This window comes from Phytohabitans rumicis (genome assembly GCF_011764445.1).
Lineage (GTDB): Bacteria > Actinomycetota > Actinomycetes > Mycobacteriales > Micromonosporaceae > Phytohabitans > Phytohabitans rumicis.
Map to the genome: position 1 here is coordinate 731,374 of NZ_BLPG01000001.1, position 21,710 is coordinate 753,083.

Below are 21,710 nucleotides of genomic sequence, written 5' to 3' on the forward strand. Positions count from 1 at the left end.
GACGCGGCCAGTATTGGTCGACTCTCGCGGCCCTGTCAACAGATCCCGGAAAACTACCGGGAACGACTACCCAACCCTCCCTAAGAGGACCGGGACAAATAGCAGGCAGTAGCCACTGGAAGCGCTCCGAGTCGCGGGCCGCCGTCCGGAAGTTTTCCGGAAATTGATTGACGAGTTTCAACTCCCGCTGCAATACTCCGTTCCGCGCGGCCGGCGCCCCTCCTCACCCACCTCCCCGAAGGAGAGCTCGGATGTTCGACAAACCCCGCCCACCGACCGCCTCCCGGCGGCTGAACCACACCGCCCGCTTGGCCGTGCTCGCCGCCGCCGTCGCCATGGGCGGCGTCGCGGTCACGGTCACCCCGACCCCGTCCAGCGCCGCGGCCTGCAACGGCTACGTCGGGCTCACCTTCGACGACGGACCGACCGGCAGCACGAGCGCACTGCTGAACGTGCTGCGAAACAACGGCGTACGGGCCACGATGTTCAACGTCGGGCAGAACGTGCAGAACAACCGGTCGGCGGCGCAAGCACAGGTCAGCGCGGGCATGTGGGTGGGCAACCACTCGTGGAACCACGCCCACATGACGTCGATGAGTCAGGCGCAGATGCAGTCCGACCTGTCCCAGACCAGCAACGCGATCCAGTCCGCGACCGGGACCCGGCCGCAGCTGTTCCGCCCGCCGTACGGCGAGACGAACTCCACGCTCCAGTCGGTCGCGTCGTCGCTGGGCATGCGTCAGGTGATCTGGGACGTCGACTCTCAAGACTGGAACGGCGCCAGCGTCAGCCAGATCGTTTCCGCCGCTTCCCGGTTGCAGAACGGCCAGATCATCCTCATGCACGACGGCATCCAGAACACCCGCGACGCCATTGCGCAGATCATGGCCAACCTGTCCAGCCGCAACCTCTGCCCCGGCATGATCTCCCCGTCGACCGGCCGCGCCGTCGCACCAGACGGCGGCGGTGGCGGCAACCCGACCACCCCACCGCCCGGCGGCGGCAGCTGCACCGCCACCGCGACAACCCCCAACGTCTGGAGTGACCGCTACAACACCTCAGTCACCGTGAGTGGCGCCAGCAACTGGACCGTGGTCGTAGGCATCACCCCACCGCAGAAGGTCTCCACGACCTGGAACGGCAGCTTCAGCTGGGACAGCAGCGGCAACCTGATGACCGTCCGCTCGAACGGCAGCGGCAACACCTTCGGCTTCACCACGATGATGAACGGCAACAGCAGCGCCCGACCACAGATCCGCTCCTGCGCCACCGGCTGACAGCGGGATGGCTGTCAACCGACGTCGAGGGAGTCGATGTTGGGTAGTCCGACCGCGGTGGTGGGATCCAGCCGGATGGTGTTGCTGCCGGCATTGAGTGAGACGGTCAGGCTCTTGGTCGACCACGTCGTCCAGGCGCCGGTGGTTTCGTACGAGACGGTGGCCACTGTGGAGCCGTTGACGACCAGGTTCGCCGGCCGGGCGCCGCTGGCGCCGTTGGCGAACCGAACCCCGAGCGTCGCAGTGCCCGCCGTGGACGCGTTCACGGTGAACTGGGCGTAGGCGCCCACGGCGGCATTGCCGTTGCAGAACCCGCTACCGGAGAAGCCCGCGTGATTGGAATCGATCGTGCCCTGACACACCGCGGGCGCCGTCTCCGCCTCGTACCGCGTCGGCGTCGGCGTGTCGCCGCCGGACGTCCTGACGAGTCCGAGGCCGTCGACGAACAGGTATCCGTTGCTGCTCGACGCCCGCACCGTGACGGTGGCGGTGCCAGCCGACAGCGGAATGCCGGTGAGCTCGCGAGCGGTCCAGCCGCTGGATGCCGGGATGTTGAGCGTGCGGGTGCTGCCGCTGGCGTCGGCGACCGTGACCTGCGCGGCGCTGAGCGTGCCGGAGGTCCTGGCGGACAGGGACAGCTTGTACGTACCGGCCGGCACGGTGATCTGTTGCCGCACACCACCCGCGTACGCCTGCGCGGCGCCGATCTGTAGCCCGAAGCGGCTCCCGTTCGCGCCGCCGCTGACGTTGGTGACGATCGCGCTCGCCCCCGACTCGCTGAAGTTCGTCCACCCCTGTACCGGAGAGATGATGATGCGGTCGGCCTGGAAGTCGGGGTTGAGGATGTAGTTGTTCTGCGGTCCGACGCGCCACTCTCCGGTCGTGGCGTTGAACTGCCACTGGCTCACCGAATGGAACTGCGGCCGGGTGCCGGTCTTGGTCACCGGCATCCACTGGTTGTAGCCGATGCCGTTCCAGGCGAAGTCGGCCCAGCGGTCGCCGGCGAAGATGACCGTGTTCTGCACCGTGCCCTTGACCGTCACGAAGAACCCGGTCTGGGTCACGTGGCTGTAGTCCATCTCGGTGCCGGCGAGCGTGTACTCGGCGGTGTAGGCGCCCTGGATACTGCTGGTCGTCGACTCGATGACGTGCGCGACCGAGCTGTTCCAGCCGTGCAGGTCGGAGGCCGCGTGGTAGTACCTGCCGTCGAGCTTGAACATGGCGTTGCCCTCGCGGCCGCAGCCCGAGCAGTAGCCGATCTGCACTGCCGGCTCGGCGTATAGGGAGTCGGACTCGCGGAGTTTGGAAACGAAGGCGCGGGCGCGTCCCGACGCGTTCGAGAAGATCAGGTAGTCCTTGCCGTCGTCGTCGGTGAAGATGGTCTGGTCTCCGGTGCCCGCCGTCGGGGAGTTGGTGATCTGGGCCTGAACGGCGGCGCCCTCGAAGGTGTCGGTGGGCGAGTCACCGCGCAGGAAGACCACCCCGCCCGGCCCCTGCACGACCAGGATGTACTTGCCGGTGTTCTCGTTGTACGCGACGCCCAGGCGGCCTACCCAGCCGCCGAGCGGGGTCCCGTCGGGCAAGGTCGTGGAGGTCGTGGCGACGTTGTTCTCGAATTTCCAGTTCACCAGGTCCGTTGAGGAGTACACCGGGATCGAGACGAACGTGACGTCATTGTTGAACTGCCTCGTCGGGTTGGCCCGGTAGAGCTCGGCGCCGACGTAGTGCACGCCGTACCAGTAGTAGGTGTCGCCGAACTTGAAGACGCCGCCACCTTGCGAATAGATGGGGTTGCCGGCGGTGTCGTTCCAGAAGGTGTTGTTGGTGATGGTCTGGAACGTCCCCTCATCCGCGGCCTCGAGGTCGGCGGCGGCGGCCATGAGGGCGGTCTTCGCGGCGGCGACGTCCGGTGCGGTCGCCGACGCGTCGCCGGCGACACCGGTCGCGGTGGTCAACGCCTTGGCGAACGGGGCCCAGGAGGCAGGGGTGTACTTGGCCGGGACGCGTGTCTGGTAGTCGGCGACCAGGCTGTTGAGGCCGCGAACCATCACCCGGGATGTGGCCGTGTAGTCCGTGGCCTCGTCGTTGGTGGTGGTCTCCGCCGCGGCGAGGCGAGCGGTTGCCCCTACCGACACCAACAGCAACGCGGCGAGGACCAGCGCCCCTCGCTTCAAAGTCATGATTCCTTCTTCCCTCATGCGTCGAGGTAGTCGAGGTTGGGGAGTCCGCCTGCCGTGGTGGGATCCAGGCGGATGATGTTGCTGCCGGCGTGGAGCGAGACGGTCTGGGACTTGGTGGACCACGTCGTCCACGCGCCGGTGGCCTCGTACGAGACGGTCGCGACCGTGGCACCGTTGACGATCAGGTTCGCCGGCCGCGCGCCGCCGGTGCCGTTGGCGAACCGGATGCCCAGCGTCGCCGTACCAGCGGTGGACGCGTTCACGGTGAACTGTGCGTAGGCTCCCACCGCGGCGTTGCCGTTGCAGAACCCGCTGCCGGAAAAGCCCGTGTGGTTGGAGTCGATCGTGCCCTGGCACACCGCCGGCGCGGTCTCCGCCTCGTACCGCTGGGTCGACGGCGGCGTGCTGCCGGACTGCTCGAAGGCGCCGAGGTCCGGTGCCGCCCCGCTGTACGGCAGGCCGACGTTGGTGCCCTTGTCGATCAGGGTGCTGCTCGCCGCGAGGCGGAGGTGGGGCAGGACGGGCAGGCTGCCGTCGGCCTGGCGGGCCGCGTCCCAGCCGGACGTCGACACGCTTTGGAACTGGGCGTCCGACAGGGTGAGGCCCAGGTTCCAGGAGTTGTAGGCGGCGCTGGTGCCGGTCATGTTGGACGTCAGCGTGCCGGTGTAGGCGAGGTTGTTGCGCAGGTTGCCGCGGCCGACGGCGGCGCCGCTTGAGTCGATCCCCAGCATGTTGAAGTCGGGGTTGTTCGCGTAGCTGGTGTTGTTGAAGTAGTCGTTGGCCACCGGGTGGTGGTTGGTGTAGAAACCCGCCGCCCGGTTGAGGAACGCCACCGAGAAGCGGACCGTGTGCTTCACCGCGCCGGCGTCGTAGTCACCGCCGAAGCCACCCACCTTGTAGCCGTTTCCGTTGCCGGAGGCCGTCGTCGTCCCCGGCATGTACCCGTTGCGCCACGCCCACGAGTTCTCGATGGTCACCGGCGAGTACGTGGAGATGAGGTCGAACCCGTCATCGGCGTTCCACCACGCCCGGCAACCCCGGAACACGTTCGCGGGACTTCCGGCCGGTGTGTAGTGCGATCCGAAGCCGTCGGCGTTTTCCCCGGGCCCGTCCGAGCTGTTCGCGTCGTAGTTGTCGTGCGAGTCCGAGTTGAGCACGAGGTTGCCGCCGCCACCGTTGATGAACAGGCCGGTCCCCATGATGTGGTGGACGTTGAGCTGCTCGAAGGTGTTGTTGCTTCCCGAAATCCAGACCCCCAGGACTCGGCGTTCAGGTTGTTGTTTTGCCGTACCCCGGTGACTTCCAGACCCTTGAGGTGGATGTAGCTTCCGGTGACGTCGAAGCCCTTGATCCGGCAGCTGTCCGTCATGCCGGAGAAGTTGAAGACCGGCTTCTCTCCCGGATGGGCCCAGTAGCGGATCGGGTTGCCCGAGCTGCCGCTCTTGTTCAGGGTGATCGCGTCGACCCGGGCCGTCTGGCTCGCGCAGGTGCTGTTCGCGCGGGTGTAGGCGTAGGTGCCGCCCCGGAAGTAGACCGTGTCACCGGCCTGCGCGACGGTCTGCGCGTGGGCGATCGACGCCCACGGAGCGGCCTGCGAGCCCGCGGCGTTGTCATTGCCATTCGGGGCGACGTAATAGGTTGTTGCGGCCGCCGCGTTGGTCGCCGAGATGGCGACGATCGCGAGAGGACTCACCAAGGCCGCCGAAATCATCACGCCACGGGCGACCTTCATGCGAAGAATCCGTCCATGGCGACGGTCGGTCGGCGGCTGGCCTCGTCCCAGGCGGAGCTGTTGTAGTTGTTGAACGACGGGTAGCCCTCGGGCTCCCAGAAGAAGGTGCCCAGGCCGCCGAAGCCCCTGATGCCCGTGATGAACCCGCGCAGCGAGTCGCGCACCTGGGTGGGCTTGCCCACCGGTCCGCCGTACTCGACCTGCATGATCGGCTTGCCGTAGCCGGTCTGGATGGTCTGCATGTTGGCGACGATGGGCGCCACGTTGCCGCCCTGCCCGTACGAGGACAGGCCGGTGATGTCCCACCTGCCGCCGTTGTCGCGGTAGGCGTTGAGGAAGTTCTGGACGCTTGCCAGGTTTTGCGGCTGGGCCAGGTGTACCAGCACCGGGGTGCTCGGGAAGACGTGCTTGGACATGTCGTAAGCGGCGTTCAGCAATCCGGTCATCTGGGCCGGCCGGCTGATGCTGCCGGTCGGCTTGCAGATGCCGGAGTTTGTCTCGTTGCCGATCTTCACCCAGGCCGGGGTCACGCCGTAGTACTTGATGACGTTGCAGGAGTGGTAGACGTAGTCGTACATGGCGTCGAGCATCTGGCTGTACGTCATGCCCGCCCAGGCGGCCGGCGGGTTCTGCACACCGACCGAGTTCCACGTGTCTCCAAAGTGGAATCCGAGCAGGACCTGCAGGCCGGCGTTCTTGCACCGCACGGCCAGCTGTGCGGTCTCCTCGATGCTGCAGTGCCCGTTGGCCCGGTCGCTGGACGGGTTGACCCAGGTGCGCAGGCTGATCGCGGTGATGCCGTATCCCTTGAGGATGGTGAACAGGTCCTGCCGCTGCCCGGCGCTGTTGTTCCAGTAGTAGCCGTTCGCCTCCATCTGTGGCAGCCAACTGATGTCGGCGCCTTTGACGAAGGCCGCGGCGTGCGCCGGTGGTGCCAGCACGGCGTTGGCCCCCAGAGCGAGGGCTCCGGCGCCGGTGGCCGCACCGAGCAGCACGGCGCGCCGCCGCAGGCGGATGGGTACGTCGGTTTCCTTGTCGGTCATGGTGCCCTCCCAATAGATCGAACATCGTCATTGTCTCGCGGAAGGGGTGGGGCGTCAATAAAGCGTTTACATGGCCAGAGACCTCGCCTAATGATGGAAAATTATGTAAGCGTTTACTACGCGCTCAGGTCGAGTCGCGCGCGACGAGCTCAGCGGGCAGGACGACGGCGGCCGGTTGCTCGCCGTCGATCAGGGCAAGCAGCAGCCTTGCCATCTCGGCGCTCTGCCGCGCCCAGGGTTGGCGGATCGTGGTCAGCTTCGGTGTGGTGGCCGTCGCGACCTTGGAATCGTCGAAACCTCCCACGGCCACGTCGTCCGGAACCCGGCGGCCGGCGCGTCTCAGCGCTGTCAGCGCTCCGGCGGCCATCAGATCCGAGGCCACGAACACCGCGTCCAGGTCTGGCACCTCGTACAGCAGTCGTTGCATCGCCGCCTCGCCGGACGCCTGCGTGTAGTCGCCGGTGGCGATCAGCCGGGGATCGGTCTGGCCGAGTACGTCGTGGTAGCCGGCCAGCCGGTCCACGCCGCCGGGCAGGTCCAGCGGACCGGTGATGGTGGCGATCCGCTGCCGCCCGCGCGAGCGCAGGTGTCGGACCATCCTCCGGGCGCCGTCCCGGTCATCGATCGCCACGTAGCTGACGTCCCGCTCGTGGCCCAGCGGCTTGCCGCAAGCCACCACCGGCACGCCCCGCGCGTTCAGTTCGTCGAACAACGGGCTGCCGGCGTGCGTGGAGACCAGCAACGCTCCATCCACGTGACCTGCCGTGACATAGCGACTGATCCGCTTGCTGTCCTCGGCGGTGCCCGCGATGGTCAGCAACAGGGTCATGTCATGGATCGCCAGCGCCTGCGCACAGCCACGCAGCAGCACGCTGTAGTTGGGATCCTCGAAAAAGGCGTCCGGCGACTCGGACAGGATGAACGCCACGGAGTGCGCGCGCTGGGTGGCCAGGCTACGAGCGTGCTGGTTGACCACGTACCCGGTCTTGCTGATCGCCTTGCGGATCGCCTCCTGCGCGGCCGGACTGACGTTGTGCCCGCCGTTCAACGCTCGGGACACCGTGCCACGAGAAACCCCGGCCATCGCCGCCACATCATTCATGGTCGGCGGCCGCGGCCGCCGCGGTCGGGCCCCGGAGGACGGGTGCGGCGACTCCGCGGCGCTCATCCCTTGACCCCCGACATCACGACGCTGCGCACGAAGTAGCGCTGGGTGAAGAAGAAGATCAACATCACGGGTACGACGTAGAGCGCGGCGGCGGCGGCCTGCACGGTGGGGATGTAGTTGCCGTGCGGGTCCCGGTATGCCTGGGTGATCGCCACCGACAGCGTGGTGTGGTCGATGTCCAGCAGCAGGGCCGGGGCGAGGTAGTCGCCCCAGATCCAGGTGAACGAGAGCAGGAACGAGGTGAGCAGCACCGGCCGGGACAGCGGCAGGAAGATGCGCACGAAGATGCGCCCGTATCCGCAGCCGTCGATGATCGCGGCGTCCTCCAGGTCCTTGGGGATGGCCGCGAAGAACTGCCGGAACAGGAACACCAGGTACGGCGAGGCGGCCAGCCCCCACAGCACCCAGGGCCAGTACGTGTTGACCAGGCCCAGCCGCGCGTACAGCACGTACGTCGGGATCAGCGTGAGGATGCTGGGCAGCATCATCGTGGAGAGCAGCACCACGAACAGGGGGCGCTTGCCGGGGCCCTTCAACCGGGCGAAGCCGAACCCGACCGCGGCGCTGGAGAACGTGACCAGGACGGCGTACGTGGCGGACAAGAACAGCGAGTTTCCGGTGTAGGCCAGAAAGTTGATCCGGGTGAACGCCTCGGTGAAGTTGCTCCACTGTGGAGCCTCCGGCAGGAAGTGGATCGGGATCGCGACCCACTCGGACTGCTTCTTCAACGCGCCCAGCACCAGCCAGACGAAGGGTCCGGCGAACAGCACGGCCAGCGTCATGAGAAGCAGGTAGGTGCCGCCAGCGCGGTCAGTCCTTCTGGTCACGATCCACCTCGTAGTACACCCAGAACCGGCTGGAGCGCTGCACCAGCAGCGTGATGATCAGAATGATCACGAAGAACACCCACAACATCGCCGAGCCGTACCCGAACCGCTGGTTGGCGAAGTACTCCTGATACACCTGGACCATGTACAGGTGGGTGCTGGGCGGCACGTTGGTCACCGCGCCAATGCTGTTCGTCTCCGCCAGCAGCAGCGGCTGCACCAGTACCTGAAACGACATGATCACCCCGGTGACCACCTGGAAGAAGATCACCGGCGAGATCATCGGCACGGTCACGTGCCAGAACACCCGCCAGCGGCTGGCCCCGTCGACGACCGCCGCCTCCTCCAACTCGACCGGCACACCTTGCAGCGCGGCCAGCATGATCACCATCCCGCCGCCCAGGCCCCACAGCGTCAGGATGATCAGCGCGTAGAAGGCGGTCGGGTCCACCAGCCAGGTGACCGTGCCGAGCCCCAGCCGCTCCAGGATCGCGTTGAGCAGCCCGGCGTCACGGTTGAAGACGAGCTTCCACATGATCGCCGTCGCTACCACCGGCACCACGGACGGCAGGAAGAAGACGGTCCGGAACAGCCCGACGGCCCGCAGCCGCCTGTTCAGCAGCACCGCCAGGCCCAGCGCGACCGCCACGCTCAGCGGCACCACGATCGCGGTGTAGACGAGCGTGCGGGCCAGGCTCGACCACGCCGCCGAGTCGTGCAGCAGCTCCCGGTAGTTGCTCAGGCCGACCCATCGCCACAACGACGAGCTGCCGTCGAAGTTGGTCAGGCTCATCGCGAACGCGTACCCGAGTGGCACGACCGTGAGCAGCAGAAAGCCGAGCACCCAGGGCGATACGAACAGGTAGAAGGTGCGGCCGGAGTAGCGCGACCACCGCCGCCCTGGCCGCGGTGCGTCCCGGCCGGCGGGCAGCGCCCCGGCCGGCGCCGCCCCCCGTACCTTTTCGACAACCACGTCGGCCACCTATCCGATCCGGTCCTTGCCCTGCTTGAGCAGCTTGTTGACGTCGTCGGTGATCTTCTGAGCCGCGACGTCCAGGGTGATCTTCTTGCGCGCCGCCTGGTCGACGTACTGGTTCAGGCTGGTGATCCAGTTGCCGATGGTGACGTACGGCGAGTCGGGCAGCGGCACGTTGTGGGCCAGCTCGGCCTGGGCCGTCTGGAACGCCTCCTGCTGGTACGGCAGCTCCTGCGGCATCAGCGGCAGCAGCGATTTGAGGGCCGGCATGCCCCACCCGCTCTTGGCCCGCTCCTGCGCCGGCGACCCGGCCATGAAGTACTCCATGAGCTTCCAGGCGGCGTCCTTGTTCTTCGACTTGGCCGGGATCCACGCACCTTGGCCGGCGTAGCACGGGCTGACCCGCTTGTCACCCATCACCGGGGCGGGCGCCATCCGGATGTTGGCCTTCAGGTCGGCGGCGGCCTCGACGAAGTTGCCGCCGTACCAGTAGCCGTCCTGGCTGATGGCCATCCGCTTGGCCATGAACGTGGACAGGTCCGCCCCGTCGGCCAGCGGGCTGAGGGAGGACGGCGCCGCGCCGGACTGGGCCAGGTCGACGAGCCATCGCAGGGCCCGCTTCGCTTGTGGGGTGGTCAGATCGGTCTGGGTGAGGTCGTCGTTGTAGAGGCTGCCGCCCTGGGACAGGATCATCGAGCACAGCGGCCCGTACAGGCCCCATTGCCACTCGATGCCCAAGCCGTACACGACGGTCTTGCCGTCCTTCTCCACGGTCAGCTTGCGGGCGATCTCCAGCAGTTGGTCGTAGGTCACCGGCTCGGTGGTGCTCAGAGGCTCGACCTTCGCCTGCGCGAACAGCGCTCGGTTGTACCAGAGGGTGGCGTCCTGGCTCCAGTCCTTGGTGATCCCGTAGTACGGACCGGCGCCGATCTGCTTACCGTCCCACCGCCAGCTGTCGTTGACCGGCAGCAGGTCGTCCTTCTTCAGCACCGAGCTCTTGTCCAAATACGGGTCGAGGCTGGCGGCCAGACCCCGGGCGTTGTTGTTGGCGCTGCCGACCGCCGCGCCGCGAACGAAGTCCGGCGGGTTGCCCGCGGCCAGCATCGCGTTGAGCCGGGTGTCGTCGTTCTCGATAAGAGTGATCTTGATGCCGGGGTTTTTGCTCTCGAAGTCGGCTATGTGTTCCTTGGTGAGCTCGTTGCTCGCGTACATGACGGTGAGGGTGGTCGTGCCGCCGCCGCTGTCGCCGGAGCCAGAGGTGCCGGCGTCACAGGCGCTGAGCAACGGCGCGGTCACCGCGCCGCCCGCCACCAGCGCCGATCCGGCCAGGAAGCGACGGCGGCTGAACAGCCCCGGCGTAGGTCCGTCGGGCATTATGTGCTCCTTCCCCTCGCCGCGACAGCGAGGTTTACCGGCACGAAACAACTGTGAGCGCTCACAGTGCAGCCACGGTGCGCCGCTAAAGTACTGTTGTCAAGCCCTTCAAAGTAACTTTATAAAGTTGTACGGTGAGGCTCCGACGACGAGGAGAATCCATGCTTGCCATCCGCTCGCGCCCCTGGCCGGCGCCGCAGTGGGCCCCGCGGATGGGCAACGACGAGGACGTGCGGCCCGGCCTGTCGCTGACCAGCCGCTTCCTGCGCCGAGACGGGCAACCCTGGATCCCGATCTCCGGGGAGCTGCACTACAGCCGGGTGCCCAGGGAACGGTGGGACCAGCGGCTGCGACTGATGCGCTCGGGCGGCATCACCGTGGTCTCCAGCTACGTGCCTTGGATACATCACGTACCGCGCCGAGGGGCGCCGCGCTTCGAGGGCAACCTCGACGTCGCCGCGTTCGTGGATCTGTGCCGCGCGACCGGCATGGAGGTCGTGCTGCGCATCGGACCCTGGGTCCACGGCGAGCTTCGCAACGGCGGCTTCCCCGACTGGGTACAGCAAGCGCCCCTCGTTCACCGCAGCGACGACCCCGCGTACCTGGAACTGGTGGGTGAATGGTTCGGCCAGCTCGGCGCGGCACTGGCCGGGCGGTGTACGCCGGCCAACGTCCTCGCCATCCAGCTGGACAACGAACTCTACGACCAGCCGGGTCACCTGCTGACCCTCAAACGCCTGGCGCGCGAGGCGGGGATGTCCGCTCCACTGTGGACAGCCACGGCGTGGGGCGGTGCGCAGCTGCCCGCGGAGCAGATCATGCCGCTGTACGGCGGCTACGGCGACGGCTTCTGGGTCGACGCCGACGCGCCCTGGGATCCGTCCTTCCGGGAGCACTTCTTCTTCTCGCACACGTGGGACGACCCGGGCATCGGCGCGGACCTGCGCACCGAAACGGCCTCGACGCACGAGGTGTCGGAGCTGTTCCCGCCGGCCACCTGCGAGCTCGGCGGTGGCATGGCCACGGCGTACCACCGCCGGCCCCGACCCTCCGCTTTGGACATTGCCGCCGTGGCGCATTGCAAGATCGGCAACGGGTCGGCGTGGCAGGGCTACTACATGTACTCCGGCGGTACCAACCCGCCCGGTACCCAGGAGTCCCACGCCACCGGCTACCCGAACGACATGCCGGAGCTGAGCTACGACTTCCACGCCCCGATCGGCGAAGCCGGCGCACTCTCCCCCACCCACGCCGGGCTGCGCCGGCAGCACGCCTTCCTGGCCGCCTTCGGGTCGCGCCTGGCGGACATGCCCAGCAGCCTGCCGCAGGTACGGCCCGAGGGCGTGGACGACACCACGACGCTGCGCTGGGCGCTGCGCAGCGACGGCGGCAGCGGCTTCCTCTTCCTGGCCTGGCACCAGCCGCACGTCACGCTGCCGACGTACCAAGGCGCCCAGTTCCAGGTGACGCTCGAAACCGAGCAGTTCCTGCTTCCGTCCAAGCCCGTCGACATCCCCGCCGGCACGCTGGCTCGTTGGCCGATCGCGCTGGACGTGCAGGGCGTACGCATCGACTGGGCCACCGCCTCCGCGCTGACCCTGCTGCCGGGCCCGGTCCCGACCGTGGTGCTCTGCGCCGAACCGGGGATCCCGGTGGAGCTCGCCGTCGCCGGTCAAGCCCCGCAAGCCGTTCAGCCCGGCCGGGAACCGCTGCGGCTCAGCGACGGTTCGCGCGTACTCGATGTGCTTGTGCTGTCTGCGACGGACGCCGATGCCGCTTGGGTCGAAGGCGGTCGCCGGCTGCTGCTGTCCGACGACGATCTCGCCTGGGGCGCCGACGGACGCGTCACCGCCCGCACCACCCGCCCCGCGCCGGACGTGCGGGTCTACGACCCGGTGCGGCGCGAATTCCGGCCACTGCCCCTGCAGGGCGACGCCCCCGCCGCCGCCGACGTGCCCGTGACGCTGCACCGGCCGGCGCACCATGCCGTCCCCGCGATCTACGGCAAGCGGGACACCCGGCAGTCCGCACCCTCGACCGCCGCGTTCGACGAGCTGGCCGCGATATGCGAACTACAGCTGCCGGCCTGGGCCGCCGACCCGGATCGGGATGCCCTGCTGCGAATCGACTGGGCCGGGGACGTGGCACAGCTACGGGTCGACGGCCGCACCGTCACCGACCGCTTCTGGGACGGCTCCGCCTGGCTCGTCAGCCTCCGCGACGCCGACTACCGGCCCACCTCCACGCTCACCCTGCACGTCCTACCCCTGTCCGCGGACTCGCCCGTCCACCTGCCCGCCGACGCGGCCGAGCGCGCCGCCGGCAGCCGCGGGCAACTCCTCGCCATCGACGCCGTACGGGTCGAGGCCCAGCGCACGTGGCGCGAGCCCACCCCGCGACCGAGGCCCGCACCGCGCGGCCCGACCCGGCCACGGTGCGCGGCGTCATCGACGTCGACCTGCCCGGACCCCGCATCAACCGGCACGTCTACGGCCACTTCGCCGAGCACCTCGGCCGCTGCATCTACGGCGGGTTCTTCGTCGGCGAGGACTCCCCCATCCCCAACGAGGGCGGCATCCGGCTCGACGTCGTGCAGGCGCTGCGAGCCATCGCCATCCCGAACCTGCGCTGGCCCGGCGGCTGCTTCGCCGACGAGTACCACTGGCGCGACGGGATCGGCCCGCGCGCGCAACGCCCGCGGATGGTCAACAGCCACTGGGGCGACATCGTGGAGGACAACAGCTTCGGCACCCACGAGTTCATGGCGCTGTGCGAACTGCTCGGCGCCGAGCCGTACGTCTCGGTCAACGTCGGCAGCGGCAGCGTCCGCGAGGCAAGCGAGTGGGCGGAGTACCTCACCCGCGGCGACGACAGCCCGATGGCGGCGCTGCGCCGCGTGAACGGCCGCGACGAGCCGTGGCGGGTGCGGTTCTGGGGTCTGGGCAACGAACCGTGGGGCTGCGGCGGCGGGATGCGCGCCGAGGCGTACGCCGACCTCGCCCGCGTCTTCGGCACCTACAGCCGCGACCACAGCGGCAACCGGCTCTACCGGATCGCCGCGGGTGGCTCCAGCGACAACTACCACTGGACCGAGGTGTTGATGAAGGCGCTGGGTCGCACCGCCGGATCCGGCGCCGCCCCCGCCGACCGCACACCCACCTTCCAGGCGATCTCCTTCCACCACTACACGGTCCCCGGCTCCTGGGAGCACAAGGGCAGCGCCACGGAGTTCGACCTCGAGGAGTACTACTGGACGATGGCCCAGGCGGCCGAGGTGGACCAGATCCTGGCCGGACACGCCCGGATCATGGACGCGTACGACCCGGACAAGACCGTCGGTCTCGTCCTGGACGAGTGGGGCACCTGGTTCGACGTCGAGCCGGGCACCCACCCCGGCTTTCTGTTCCAGCAGAACACGCTGCGGGACGCGCTGGTCGCCAGCCTGCACTTCGACGCCTTCCACCGGCACGCCGACCGCCTCGTCATGGCCAACATCGCGCAGACGATCAACGTCCTGCAGGCCATGCTGCTGACCGACGGCGAGGCGCTCGTCCGGACGCCCAGCTACCACGTCTTCGCCATGAACTCCGGCCATCAGGACGCCGAGTCACTGGCCGTACGGCTGCCACGGCCCGCGCCCGTGCGCCGTGTCGCGCACACCGACCTGTCGACCTTCTCCGCCACCGCCAGCCGCAAGGACGGGCACGTGCTGATCTCGCTGACCAACCTCGACGCCGAGGGCGGCCTGGACGTCGAGCTCGACCTGCGCGGCGCGCGCGTCGGCGCCCCGACCGCGGCCGTGCTCACCGCCGATGCGCTCAACGCGCACAACACCCCTCAAGATCCGCATGCGGTACGCCCCGAGCCGCTGGACGAAGCTCGGATCGAGGGCAGCCTGCTGCGGGTACAGCTTCCGCCGCACGCCTTCGTTACCGTCAAGCTCCCCCTTGTCTGATGTCCCGGCGACAGCACAACCGGGCCGGTTATACGATCGAGCACACCACCGACCCGACACGGACGATGATCATGCCTGCCCCGAGAGTCACCATCGCTCAGGTCGCCGCAGAAGCCGGCGTGTCGGCCATGACGGTGTCGAACGTCATCAACTCGCGCCCGGGCGCGTCCGAGTCGACCCGACAGCGCGTCCTGGAGGTCGCGGAACGGCTCGGGTACACCCCGCCCAGCACCCGCAACGGCAAGCGGGGACGCACCGGCCTGGTCGGCGTCCTCACCCTGGACCTCACCGGGGAATACAGCCTCGAGATCGTACGAGGGATCGCCGAGGAGATCGCCGACGACGAACGCGAGCTGCTGCTGAACGCCTCCGTCGACGCCATCCGCGAGCGTGACCGCATCGCGTTCCTGGCTAACGGTCTGGTCGACGGTCTGCTGCTGATCGCCCCCGTGCTGGAACCGGAGACGATGCAGGAGGTCCAGGCGGGCGAGCTTCCGGTCGTCGTCATCGATCCTCGGCGGCTCGACATGGACCTGCCGCGCGTGATGGTCGACAACTACGAGGGTGTGCGGGCCGGCACCCAGCACCTGCTGGAGCTAGGCCATCGGCGGATCGCCTACATCCGCGGGGAGGAAGACCACGAGAGCACCGAGCGGCGCTTCCGCGGCTATGCCGACGCCCTGCTCCTGGCCGGCCTCCAGCCGGAGCCCGCACTGGTGGCCTCGTCGAACTTCAACCGCCAAGGCGGCGTACACGCGGCCACGCAGTTGCTGACCACGCAGCGTCCGACCGCGATCGTCGCCGGCGCGGACCTGATCGCCTTGGGCGCGTTCGATGCCGCCCAGGAACTCGGACTGTCCATACCGGACGACCTGTCGATTGTCGGCTTCGACGACCTGCCGCAGGCGGCTCACAGCGTCCCACCGTTGACGACGGTGCGGCAGCCTTTGCGGGACATGGGCAGAGCCGGCGCCCGGGCGCTGCTGTCGCTCATCGCGAACCAGCCACTGCCGACCGACGACATTCGCCTGCCCACGAAACTCATCCTCCGCGACACGACGACAGCCCCGGTGGACATCCGCTAGCCCGAGATCGCCGACGACCTCGTCGCATCGGAACGCTAGGGCAGCTGGACGACCAGTTTCCAGGCTTGGCCCTCGCCGATCCGCCAACTGGTCACGACGTGGCGGGGGTCCGCGGAATACACCGCCCTGGCACCGCGGTAATACGCGCCGTAGCTGCGGGCGCTGTCCTCGGTACGGCAGATTTCGCGGAGGGCATCCCGAAGTCCAGGATGCTCCACGGCGGCCAGTTTTGCGTCCCAGGACGGGTCGACGCCCCAGTTCGGATCGTATTCCGGCAGATGCTCAGGGCCACGGTGGGTGCCGGTGACGAACCGCATGGCGTCGAACAACGACCCATCGGTGTGTGCCCGGAACTGGATGTCAAGGAATGTCCGGTAGACGTCCTGTGGGGACAGGCCCCGCTCGGTGAGGATCCTGCCGAGGTCCCGGCCGCGGAGCGGGGAGTCGAGTTCGGGCACGCCATGGTTCGCACCGCCATCGACCACCGATGCCTCGAAGATCGACTCACCGAGGTCGATACTCCAATATGGAACGTCCAGGTCCCAACCCTCCAAGAGCTTCCCCAGCTCCGGGATCGCGGTGAACGGCGACCGGACAATGTCGCCACGGGCGAGCGGCGCGACATCGAAGCCCGCCTTGAACAGCTCGATGGACAGGTCGTTGCAGAGGTAGTACGCCGCATAGGCGGCTTCCGGGAACTCCTCCAGCGGGCGATCGAGCAGTATCTCGAAACCCTGGCTGAGCGCCTCGTACCAACCATCAGGCTGTACCGACCTGTCCATGGTCACCAATCTGTAAGATCATTGCCACGAAAAACAACGACTACCACGAGGACCCTCTTCCGCGACTCTAACCGATTTCCACACAGGACGTTCGCCCGTCGAAAACCCCGTTCCGGTAGCGCGCCGTTGTGGGTTGTGGGACGCGGAGGGTGCGGCTGCGGGAGCGACGGCCTGGACCGCGGCGGGCGTCGCGGTAGCTCAGAACTCGATCCTGAACCTGAACCTCACCTCAAAATTTCCATAGGCACGACGACCGGGGACGGGTCGGGTGTCGACGGACAGTTGGAAGATGTCGGGCCGGTGGTAGTGGCCGACTGGATCGAAGTAGCGGCGGGCGGCTCGGACGGCGGCGAGGTCGACGTCGGCGTACAGAATGGTTTCCTCGTGCCGGGCCGGCCCGGCGAGGACCTTTCCGGTGGGGTCGATGATGACGCTGTTGCCGGGCTCCACCCATTCGGCGTCATGTTCCGTGCGCCAGACCCGGTCGCGGTGCGGGAAGCCGGTCGGGATCTGGTCGACGTGTACGCAGGGGTTGACGCCGATGACGTAGCAGCGGCCTTCCAGGGCGATGTGCCGCATCGCCGCGATCCAGCCGTCGCCGGTGGCGAGCGTGGGTGCGGTCCAGATGTCGACGCCCTGGCTGTAAAGGTAGAAGCGGGTCAGCGGCATGTAGTTCTCCCAGCAGGTCAACCCGGAGAGCCGGCCGTTTGGGGTGTCGACGACGGGCAGGGTCGAGCCGTCGCCCATGCCCCACACGGTGCGTTCGGAGCCGGTGGGCATCAGCTTGCGGTGCTTGCCGAGCAGCGCGCCTTCGGGCCGAAGTACAGGGTGGTGTTGTAGATCGTGGCGCCGTGCGGTTCGCGTTCGTCCACGCCGATCACGAGGTAGGTGCCGGTGTCGCGGGCGGCCGCGCCGAGGGTTTCGGTGACCGGGCCGGGCACGACGACGGCTTGGTCGACCAGCAGCGCGTACCAGTCGCCGTCGCCGTCCCAGATTGGCTGAGCGTCGATCCAGATCGGCGTGCCGGGGATGAAGACCTCCGGGAACACCACGATCCCGGCGCCCGCGGCGGCCGCCTGGTGCAGCAGGTCGACGGCCTTGCCCAGGCAGGCATCCTGGTCCATCAGGGTGTACGCCGCCTGCACGGCCGCGACCTTCACGGTGGTCATCGCGCGCCTCACCGGGTGGCGGAGATGACGAGCATCTCGCACGGACCGACGAACCCGTCCGGCCCCTCGAACTGGGCGAGGGCCTGGGCGATCTCGGCCCAGGCGGCCTGCCGGTCGGGTTCGGTCAGGCTGGACAGCATCTGGTGCAGCGCCCCGAACGACTCCCGCTCGAACCGTACGCAGTCGGCCGCGCTGCCCATCCGCAGCGGCGACGCGACGGCCTCGACCGCGATGTCCCGGAAGCCGGCGGTGGCCAGGATCTGTTCGGCGACGCCGGGGGTGCCGAGGCTGAACGGGCCCGGCTGGCCGGGCGCCGGCGGTGGCAGTTGGGCGCGGCGGCGGATGATCCCGACCGGGATGGCGAAGAACCCATTGCGGTCCGCGGTGGAGTAGACCACCGCGGACAGCCGCCCGCCGGGGCGTAGCGCGGCGCGCATGCCCGCCAGGGCGGCCTGCTGGTCCGGAAAGTAGATCAGCCCGACCCGGGAGATGACCGCGTCGAAGCCACCATCGTCCACGTCGAGGTGTTCGCCGTCGAGTTCGCGGGTGGTGAGGTTGGCCAGGCCGGCGTCGGTGGCGGCCTTTGCCGCGTACTCGAGGATGGCCGGGGAAATGTCGGTGGCCAGCACGCTGCCGGTGGGGCCAACCCGCCGCGCGGCCGCCAGGCTCTGCCCGCCGGCGCCGGCGGCCACGTCGAGGACCCGGCTTCCGGCGGTGAGCCCGGCCGCGTCGAGCATCTGCCGCGTGGCTTGGCCGAGCCAGTCCTCGATGACCTGGCCCCACCGGTGCCACGCCTCGGCGGCGTCCTCCCACTGCGCCCGGGTTGTGATCTTGTACTGTCGCGGATCGAATGTGCTGGTCACGGAGCCCCCCAAGGCGGATACACACGCTGATACTGGGTACGCGCCAGAACAGGCGTGGCTTCCGCCAGAAACCGCCTGGCGATTCCCGCCGAGCCGTCCGCCGGCTGGGAGACAATGCCGGAATGCCCGCCTTCGTCGGTCGTACCGAGCCGCTGGCCCGGCTGACCGCCGCCTACCTGAGCCTCACCGCGAGGCCGGCCGGCCCGGCACCCCGCTGGGCGGGGCTGGTGCTGGTTACCGGTGAGGCGGGGATCGGCAAGACCACCCTGCTCACGCGGTTCACCGATCAGGTCACCGCCGCGGGCGGCACGATCGTCTGGGGTACGTGCTGGGACAGCGACCAAGCCCCGGCGTGGTGGCCGTGGACCCAGGCGCTGCGGGCGTTGCTCGGGCAGCACGGCGACCTCGCCAGCACGGCCGGCCCCGAGCTGGCGGCCATCGTGCCGGAGCTGGTCCCCGACACACCTGCCGCGAGCGGCGCCGGCACCGAGGGCCGGATCCGGGTCCTCGACGCGGCCGCGCAGTTGCTGCGTCGAGCCACCTCGCACACCCCGGTCGTGGTCGTCCTCGACGACCTCCAGTGGGCCGATCCGTCCACTGTGGATCTTCTGCGGTTCGTGGCGCGCCAGCCGCAGCAGGGCGCGCTACTGCTGGTCGGCGCCTACCGGCCGGACGAGCCGGCAACCGGCGCCACCACTGCCCTGGCTGACCTGGCCAGCATTGCGGAGCTGGTGTCACTGCAGGGGTTGTCCGCCGGCGAGGTGGCCGACCTGGTTCGGGCGGTCACCGGTACGGAAGGGCCGGAGCAGTGGGTGCGGATCGTGCACGAGCGCAGCGGCGGGCACCCGTTCTACGCCCGCGAGCTGTGCCAGCTCCTGGCGACGACCGGCGCCGCGAAGGACGTACCGGTGGCGGTACGGGATGCGATCGGCCGGCGGCTGGCCCGGCTGAGCACCCGGTGTGCCGCGCTGCTCGACGCGGCGGCGGTGGCCGGCCGGACTCTGTTGCCCGACGTGCTCGCCGAGGTGACCGGCGACGACACGACCCGGGTGGCGGCGCTGGCGGTCGAAGCGACGGCGGCCGGTATCCTCGCCGCAGCCGGCGACGACGGCACGGTGCGGTTCGTCCATGACCTGTACCGGGAAACGATCTACGCGGCCCTCACCCCGCAGCGGCGCTTGGACCTGCACCACCGTGTCGCCACCGCGCTGCTGCACCGGCACGAACGCGGCGGCCAGGTATTCGCGGCCGAGCTGGCCCACCACTTCACCAACGCGATCCCGGCGGCCGGCACCGCCCCCGCGGCGGCCTGGACACATACGGCCGCGCAAGCCGACACCGCCCGGTTCGCGTTCGCCGAGGCCGCCGGCCACCTCGCCCGGCTGCGGTCGGCGGTCGCCGCCGCCGGCCACCGGCTGGCCGACACCGACCTGGTCGGCGTACTCACCGCCGAGGCGGACCTGCGACTGCGCTCCGGCGATGCGGCCCGGGCCCGCGAACTGCTCGACACCGCGTGGGCCCGAGCCGCCGCCACCGGCCAGGCCGACCTGCTGGGCACGGCGGCACTGGGCCTGGACCGCGTCGATGCCCGCTTCGCCATGCCCCGCGCGGACCTCGTCAACGTGCTCAGCACCGCCCGCGACGCGTTGCACGGCACCGGGACCACCACCGAGGCGACGGTGACCGCGGCGCTGGCCCGCCAGCTGCAACACTCCGTGCCCGCCGACCGGCCGCAGGCCCGGCCACTGGCCGAACGCGCGGTGACGATCGCCCGTACCCTGGACGACCAAGCGGCGCTGGCCAGTTGTCTGCTGGCGCAGCACGACACCCTGTGGACCCCGGGCACCGCCACCGAGCGGGCCGCGATCGCCGCTGAGATCGCCGACCTGGCCAGGAGCGCCGGCGACCCGGAACGGCATGCCCAGGCCCTGCTGCTCTCGGCGACCGCGCAACTGGAGAACGCCTCCGCGGCCTTCCGCGCGACCTTCGCCGAGTACGCCCACGTCACCCAGCAACTACGCCAGCCGCGCCACGACTACCTGCTGCGCACCCGGCAGGCCGCGCTCGCGCTGCTCGATGGCGACATCGCCACCGGCGAACGGCTCTCCACCCAGGCGGCCCGCCTGGGTGAGGCGGTCGGTGACAGCGACACCGGAAACGTGCGCATGTCGCAACGCCTCGAAGTGGTCCGCGCCCGTAACGACCCGGGTGAACTGCGAGAGACGGCGGCCGAGGCGGTCGCCTGGTGGATCGGCGCACCCGCACACGCGCACGCCATCGCCGCCGGATTCCACGCACGAGCCGGCGACCTCGACACCGCCCACCGGGAGCTCGACACGGTCCTCGCGCTGGAAGACTGGCGTACCGACCGCTCCTACCTATGGTCGATCTTCGTCGGCGAAATGGTCACCGCCGCTATCGCCATCCAGGACCGGCCACTGTGCCAGCGGCTCCTCGAAGACCTGCTCCCCCTCGCCGACACCTGCGCGGTCAATGCCGCCCTCGTCTGCTTCATGGGCGCCCACGCCCATCGGATCGCGCTCCTGCACGCCGCTCTCGACCAGCCCGACCTCGCCCGCCGTTGGCTGCGCCAAGCCCTCCAGACTCACCGGCGGCTCGGCGCCCGCGCCTGGCAGGCCGAAACGCAGCACGCCCTGGCGAACCTCGGCGACCCGTCACCGTCGGCGCCCACCGGCCCCGACCAGGACGCACCGCTACTGCACCGGGTCGGCGACCTGTGGCAGGCCAGCTACCACGGCCGCTCCGCGTACATCCGCGATGCCAAGGGACTGCGCGATCTCGCCGCGCTGATCGCCCACCCGGGCACCGACCTGCCCGCCCTGGAACTCGCCGGTGGCGACACGTCCCTCAGCGGCCACGCCCCGTCAAACCAACCCGTACTCGATCGCGCCGCGCTGATCGCCTACCGGCGACGCCTCGCCGAACTCGACGACGAACTCCAGACCGCCCAGACACACGCCGACCTTGCCCGGCAACAGCACGCCACTGACGAACGCGAACAGCTCCTGGCGGAACTACGTCGGGCCACTCGACCGGACGGCAGCCCTCGCCCGTTCGGCAACACCACCGCCGAGCGCGCCCGCAAGGCGGTAACCGCCCGCATCCGGGACGCCATCCGCCGCATCGCCGACGCGCACCCCGAACTCGGGGCTCACCTCGACCGCACCATCCGCACCGGCACCACCTGCCGGTACGACGTGCCTACCGCCCCGTGAGCCCGCCCCGGCGCTGACCGGTTCGCGACCGGCCGGGGGTGTG

Annotated in this window: 13 protein-coding genes and 3 pseudogenes; 5 read left to right on the forward strand and 11 right to left on the reverse strand. The window is 69.2% G+C overall.

Annotated features, from left to right (window positions below; all coding sequences use genetic code 11):
• Positions 1-251: 251 nt before the first annotated feature.
• Positions 252-1,277 carry a polysaccharide deacetylase family protein gene (locus Prum_RS03160; RefSeq protein ID WP_173073799.1) on the forward strand — a complete coding sequence of 342 codons (1,026 nt, stop codon included), beginning with the start codon at positions 252-254 and terminating at the stop codon, positions 1,275-1,277.
• A gap of 14 nt (positions 1,278-1,291) precedes the next feature.
• Here Prum_RS03160 and Prum_RS03165 read toward each other — a convergent pair whose 3' ends face one another.
• The 8 genes and pseudogenes from Prum_RS03165 to Prum_RS03195 form a co-directional block, all read right to left on the reverse strand.
• Positions 1,292-3,457, reverse strand: coding sequence for a CBM35 domain-containing protein (locus Prum_RS03165; protein ID WP_218576980.1), 2,166 nt, complete (start codon positions 3,455-3,457; stop codon positions 1,292-1,294).
• A 14-nt stretch (positions 3,458-3,471) separates the two neighbouring features.
• Entirely contained in the window at positions 3,472-4,815 is a 1,344-nt protein-coding gene (locus Prum_RS50765) for a right-handed parallel beta-helix repeat-containing protein (RefSeq protein WP_503826940.1), read from the reverse strand.
• Positions 4,734-5,189: pseudogene (locus tag Prum_RS54860) on the reverse strand (right-handed parallel beta-helix repeat-containing protein); the annotation flags it as partial. The pseudogene Prum_RS54860 and the gene Prum_RS50765, both read right to left, overlap by 82 nt.
• On the reverse strand, positions 5,186-6,232 hold the full coding sequence (locus Prum_RS03175; protein ID WP_173073801.1) for a glycosyl hydrolase 53 family protein: 1,047 nt from the start codon (positions 6,230-6,232) through the stop codon (positions 5,186-5,188). The gene Prum_RS03175 and the pseudogene Prum_RS54860, both read right to left, overlap by 4 nt.
• Positions 6,233-6,356: 124 nt before the next feature.
• Complete coding sequence (locus Prum_RS03180) at positions 6,357-7,400, reverse strand: LacI family DNA-binding transcriptional regulator (protein ID WP_173073803.1); 1,044 nt, start codon at positions 7,398-7,400, stop codon at positions 6,357-6,359.
• Positions 7,397-8,227 carry a carbohydrate ABC transporter permease gene (locus Prum_RS03185; protein WP_218576982.1) on the reverse strand — a complete coding sequence of 277 codons (831 nt, stop codon included), beginning with the start codon at positions 8,225-8,227 and terminating at the stop codon, positions 7,397-7,399. Before Prum_RS03185 ends, Prum_RS03180 begins: the two co-directional genes overlap by 4 nt.
• Positions 8,211-9,200, reverse strand: coding sequence for a carbohydrate ABC transporter permease (locus tag Prum_RS03190; RefSeq protein WP_218576984.1), 990 nt, complete (start codon positions 9,198-9,200; stop codon positions 8,211-8,213). The genes Prum_RS03185 and Prum_RS03190 overlap by 17 nt, the downstream gene beginning before the upstream one ends.
• A gap of 9 nt (positions 9,201-9,209) precedes the next feature.
• Positions 9,210-10,577 (reverse strand): ABC transporter substrate-binding protein, encoded by a 1,368-nt coding sequence (locus Prum_RS03195; protein ID WP_173073805.1) that lies wholly within the window; start codon positions 10,575-10,577, stop codon positions 9,210-9,212.
• A 212-nt stretch (positions 10,578-10,789) separates the two neighbouring features.
• Between Prum_RS03195 and Prum_RS50770 the strand changes: the two are divergent.
• From Prum_RS50770 to Prum_RS03205, 3 genes and pseudogenes are all read left to right on the forward strand, one after another.
• Positions 10,790-11,836: pseudogene (locus Prum_RS50770) on the forward strand (beta-galactosidase); the annotation flags it as partial.
• A gap of 1,175 nt (positions 11,837-13,011) precedes the next feature.
• Positions 13,012-14,532, forward strand: coding sequence for an alpha-L-arabinofuranosidase C-terminal domain-containing protein (locus Prum_RS49130; protein WP_218576985.1), 1,521 nt, complete (start codon positions 13,012-13,014; stop codon positions 14,530-14,532).
• Positions 14,533-14,603: 71 nt separating this feature from the next.
• Complete coding sequence (locus Prum_RS03205; protein WP_173073807.1) at positions 14,604-15,617, forward strand: LacI family DNA-binding transcriptional regulator; 1,014 nt, start codon at positions 14,604-14,606, stop codon at positions 15,615-15,617.
• 35 nt (positions 15,618-15,652) lie between these two features.
• On the opposite strand, the gene Prum_RS03210 is transcribed toward Prum_RS03205, so the two are convergent.
• The 3 genes and pseudogenes from Prum_RS03210 to Prum_RS03220 form a co-directional block, all read right to left on the reverse strand.
• On the reverse strand, positions 15,653-16,399 hold the full coding sequence (locus Prum_RS03210; RefSeq protein ID WP_173073809.1) for a hypothetical protein: 747 nt from the start codon (positions 16,397-16,399) through the stop codon (positions 15,653-15,655).
• 198 nt (positions 16,400-16,597) lie between these two features.
• Positions 16,598-17,568: pseudogene (locus tag Prum_RS54865) on the reverse strand (carbon-nitrogen hydrolase family protein).
• A gap of 8 nt (positions 17,569-17,576) precedes the next feature.
• The gene (locus Prum_RS03220; protein WP_173073810.1) at positions 17,577-18,431 is read right to left on the reverse strand and encodes a class I SAM-dependent methyltransferase; all 855 of its coding nucleotides are present in this window, start codon (positions 18,429-18,431) and stop codon (positions 17,577-17,579) included.
• A 122-nt stretch (positions 18,432-18,553) separates the two neighbouring features.
• Here Prum_RS03220 and Prum_RS03225 point away from each other — a divergent pair, with 122 nt between their 5' ends.
• Positions 18,554-21,667: an ATP-binding protein gene (locus Prum_RS03225; protein WP_173073812.1), complete on the forward strand. Its 3,114-nt coding sequence runs from the start codon at positions 18,554-18,556 to the stop codon at positions 21,665-21,667.
• The last annotated feature ends 43 nt before the right edge of the window (positions 21,668-21,710 follow it).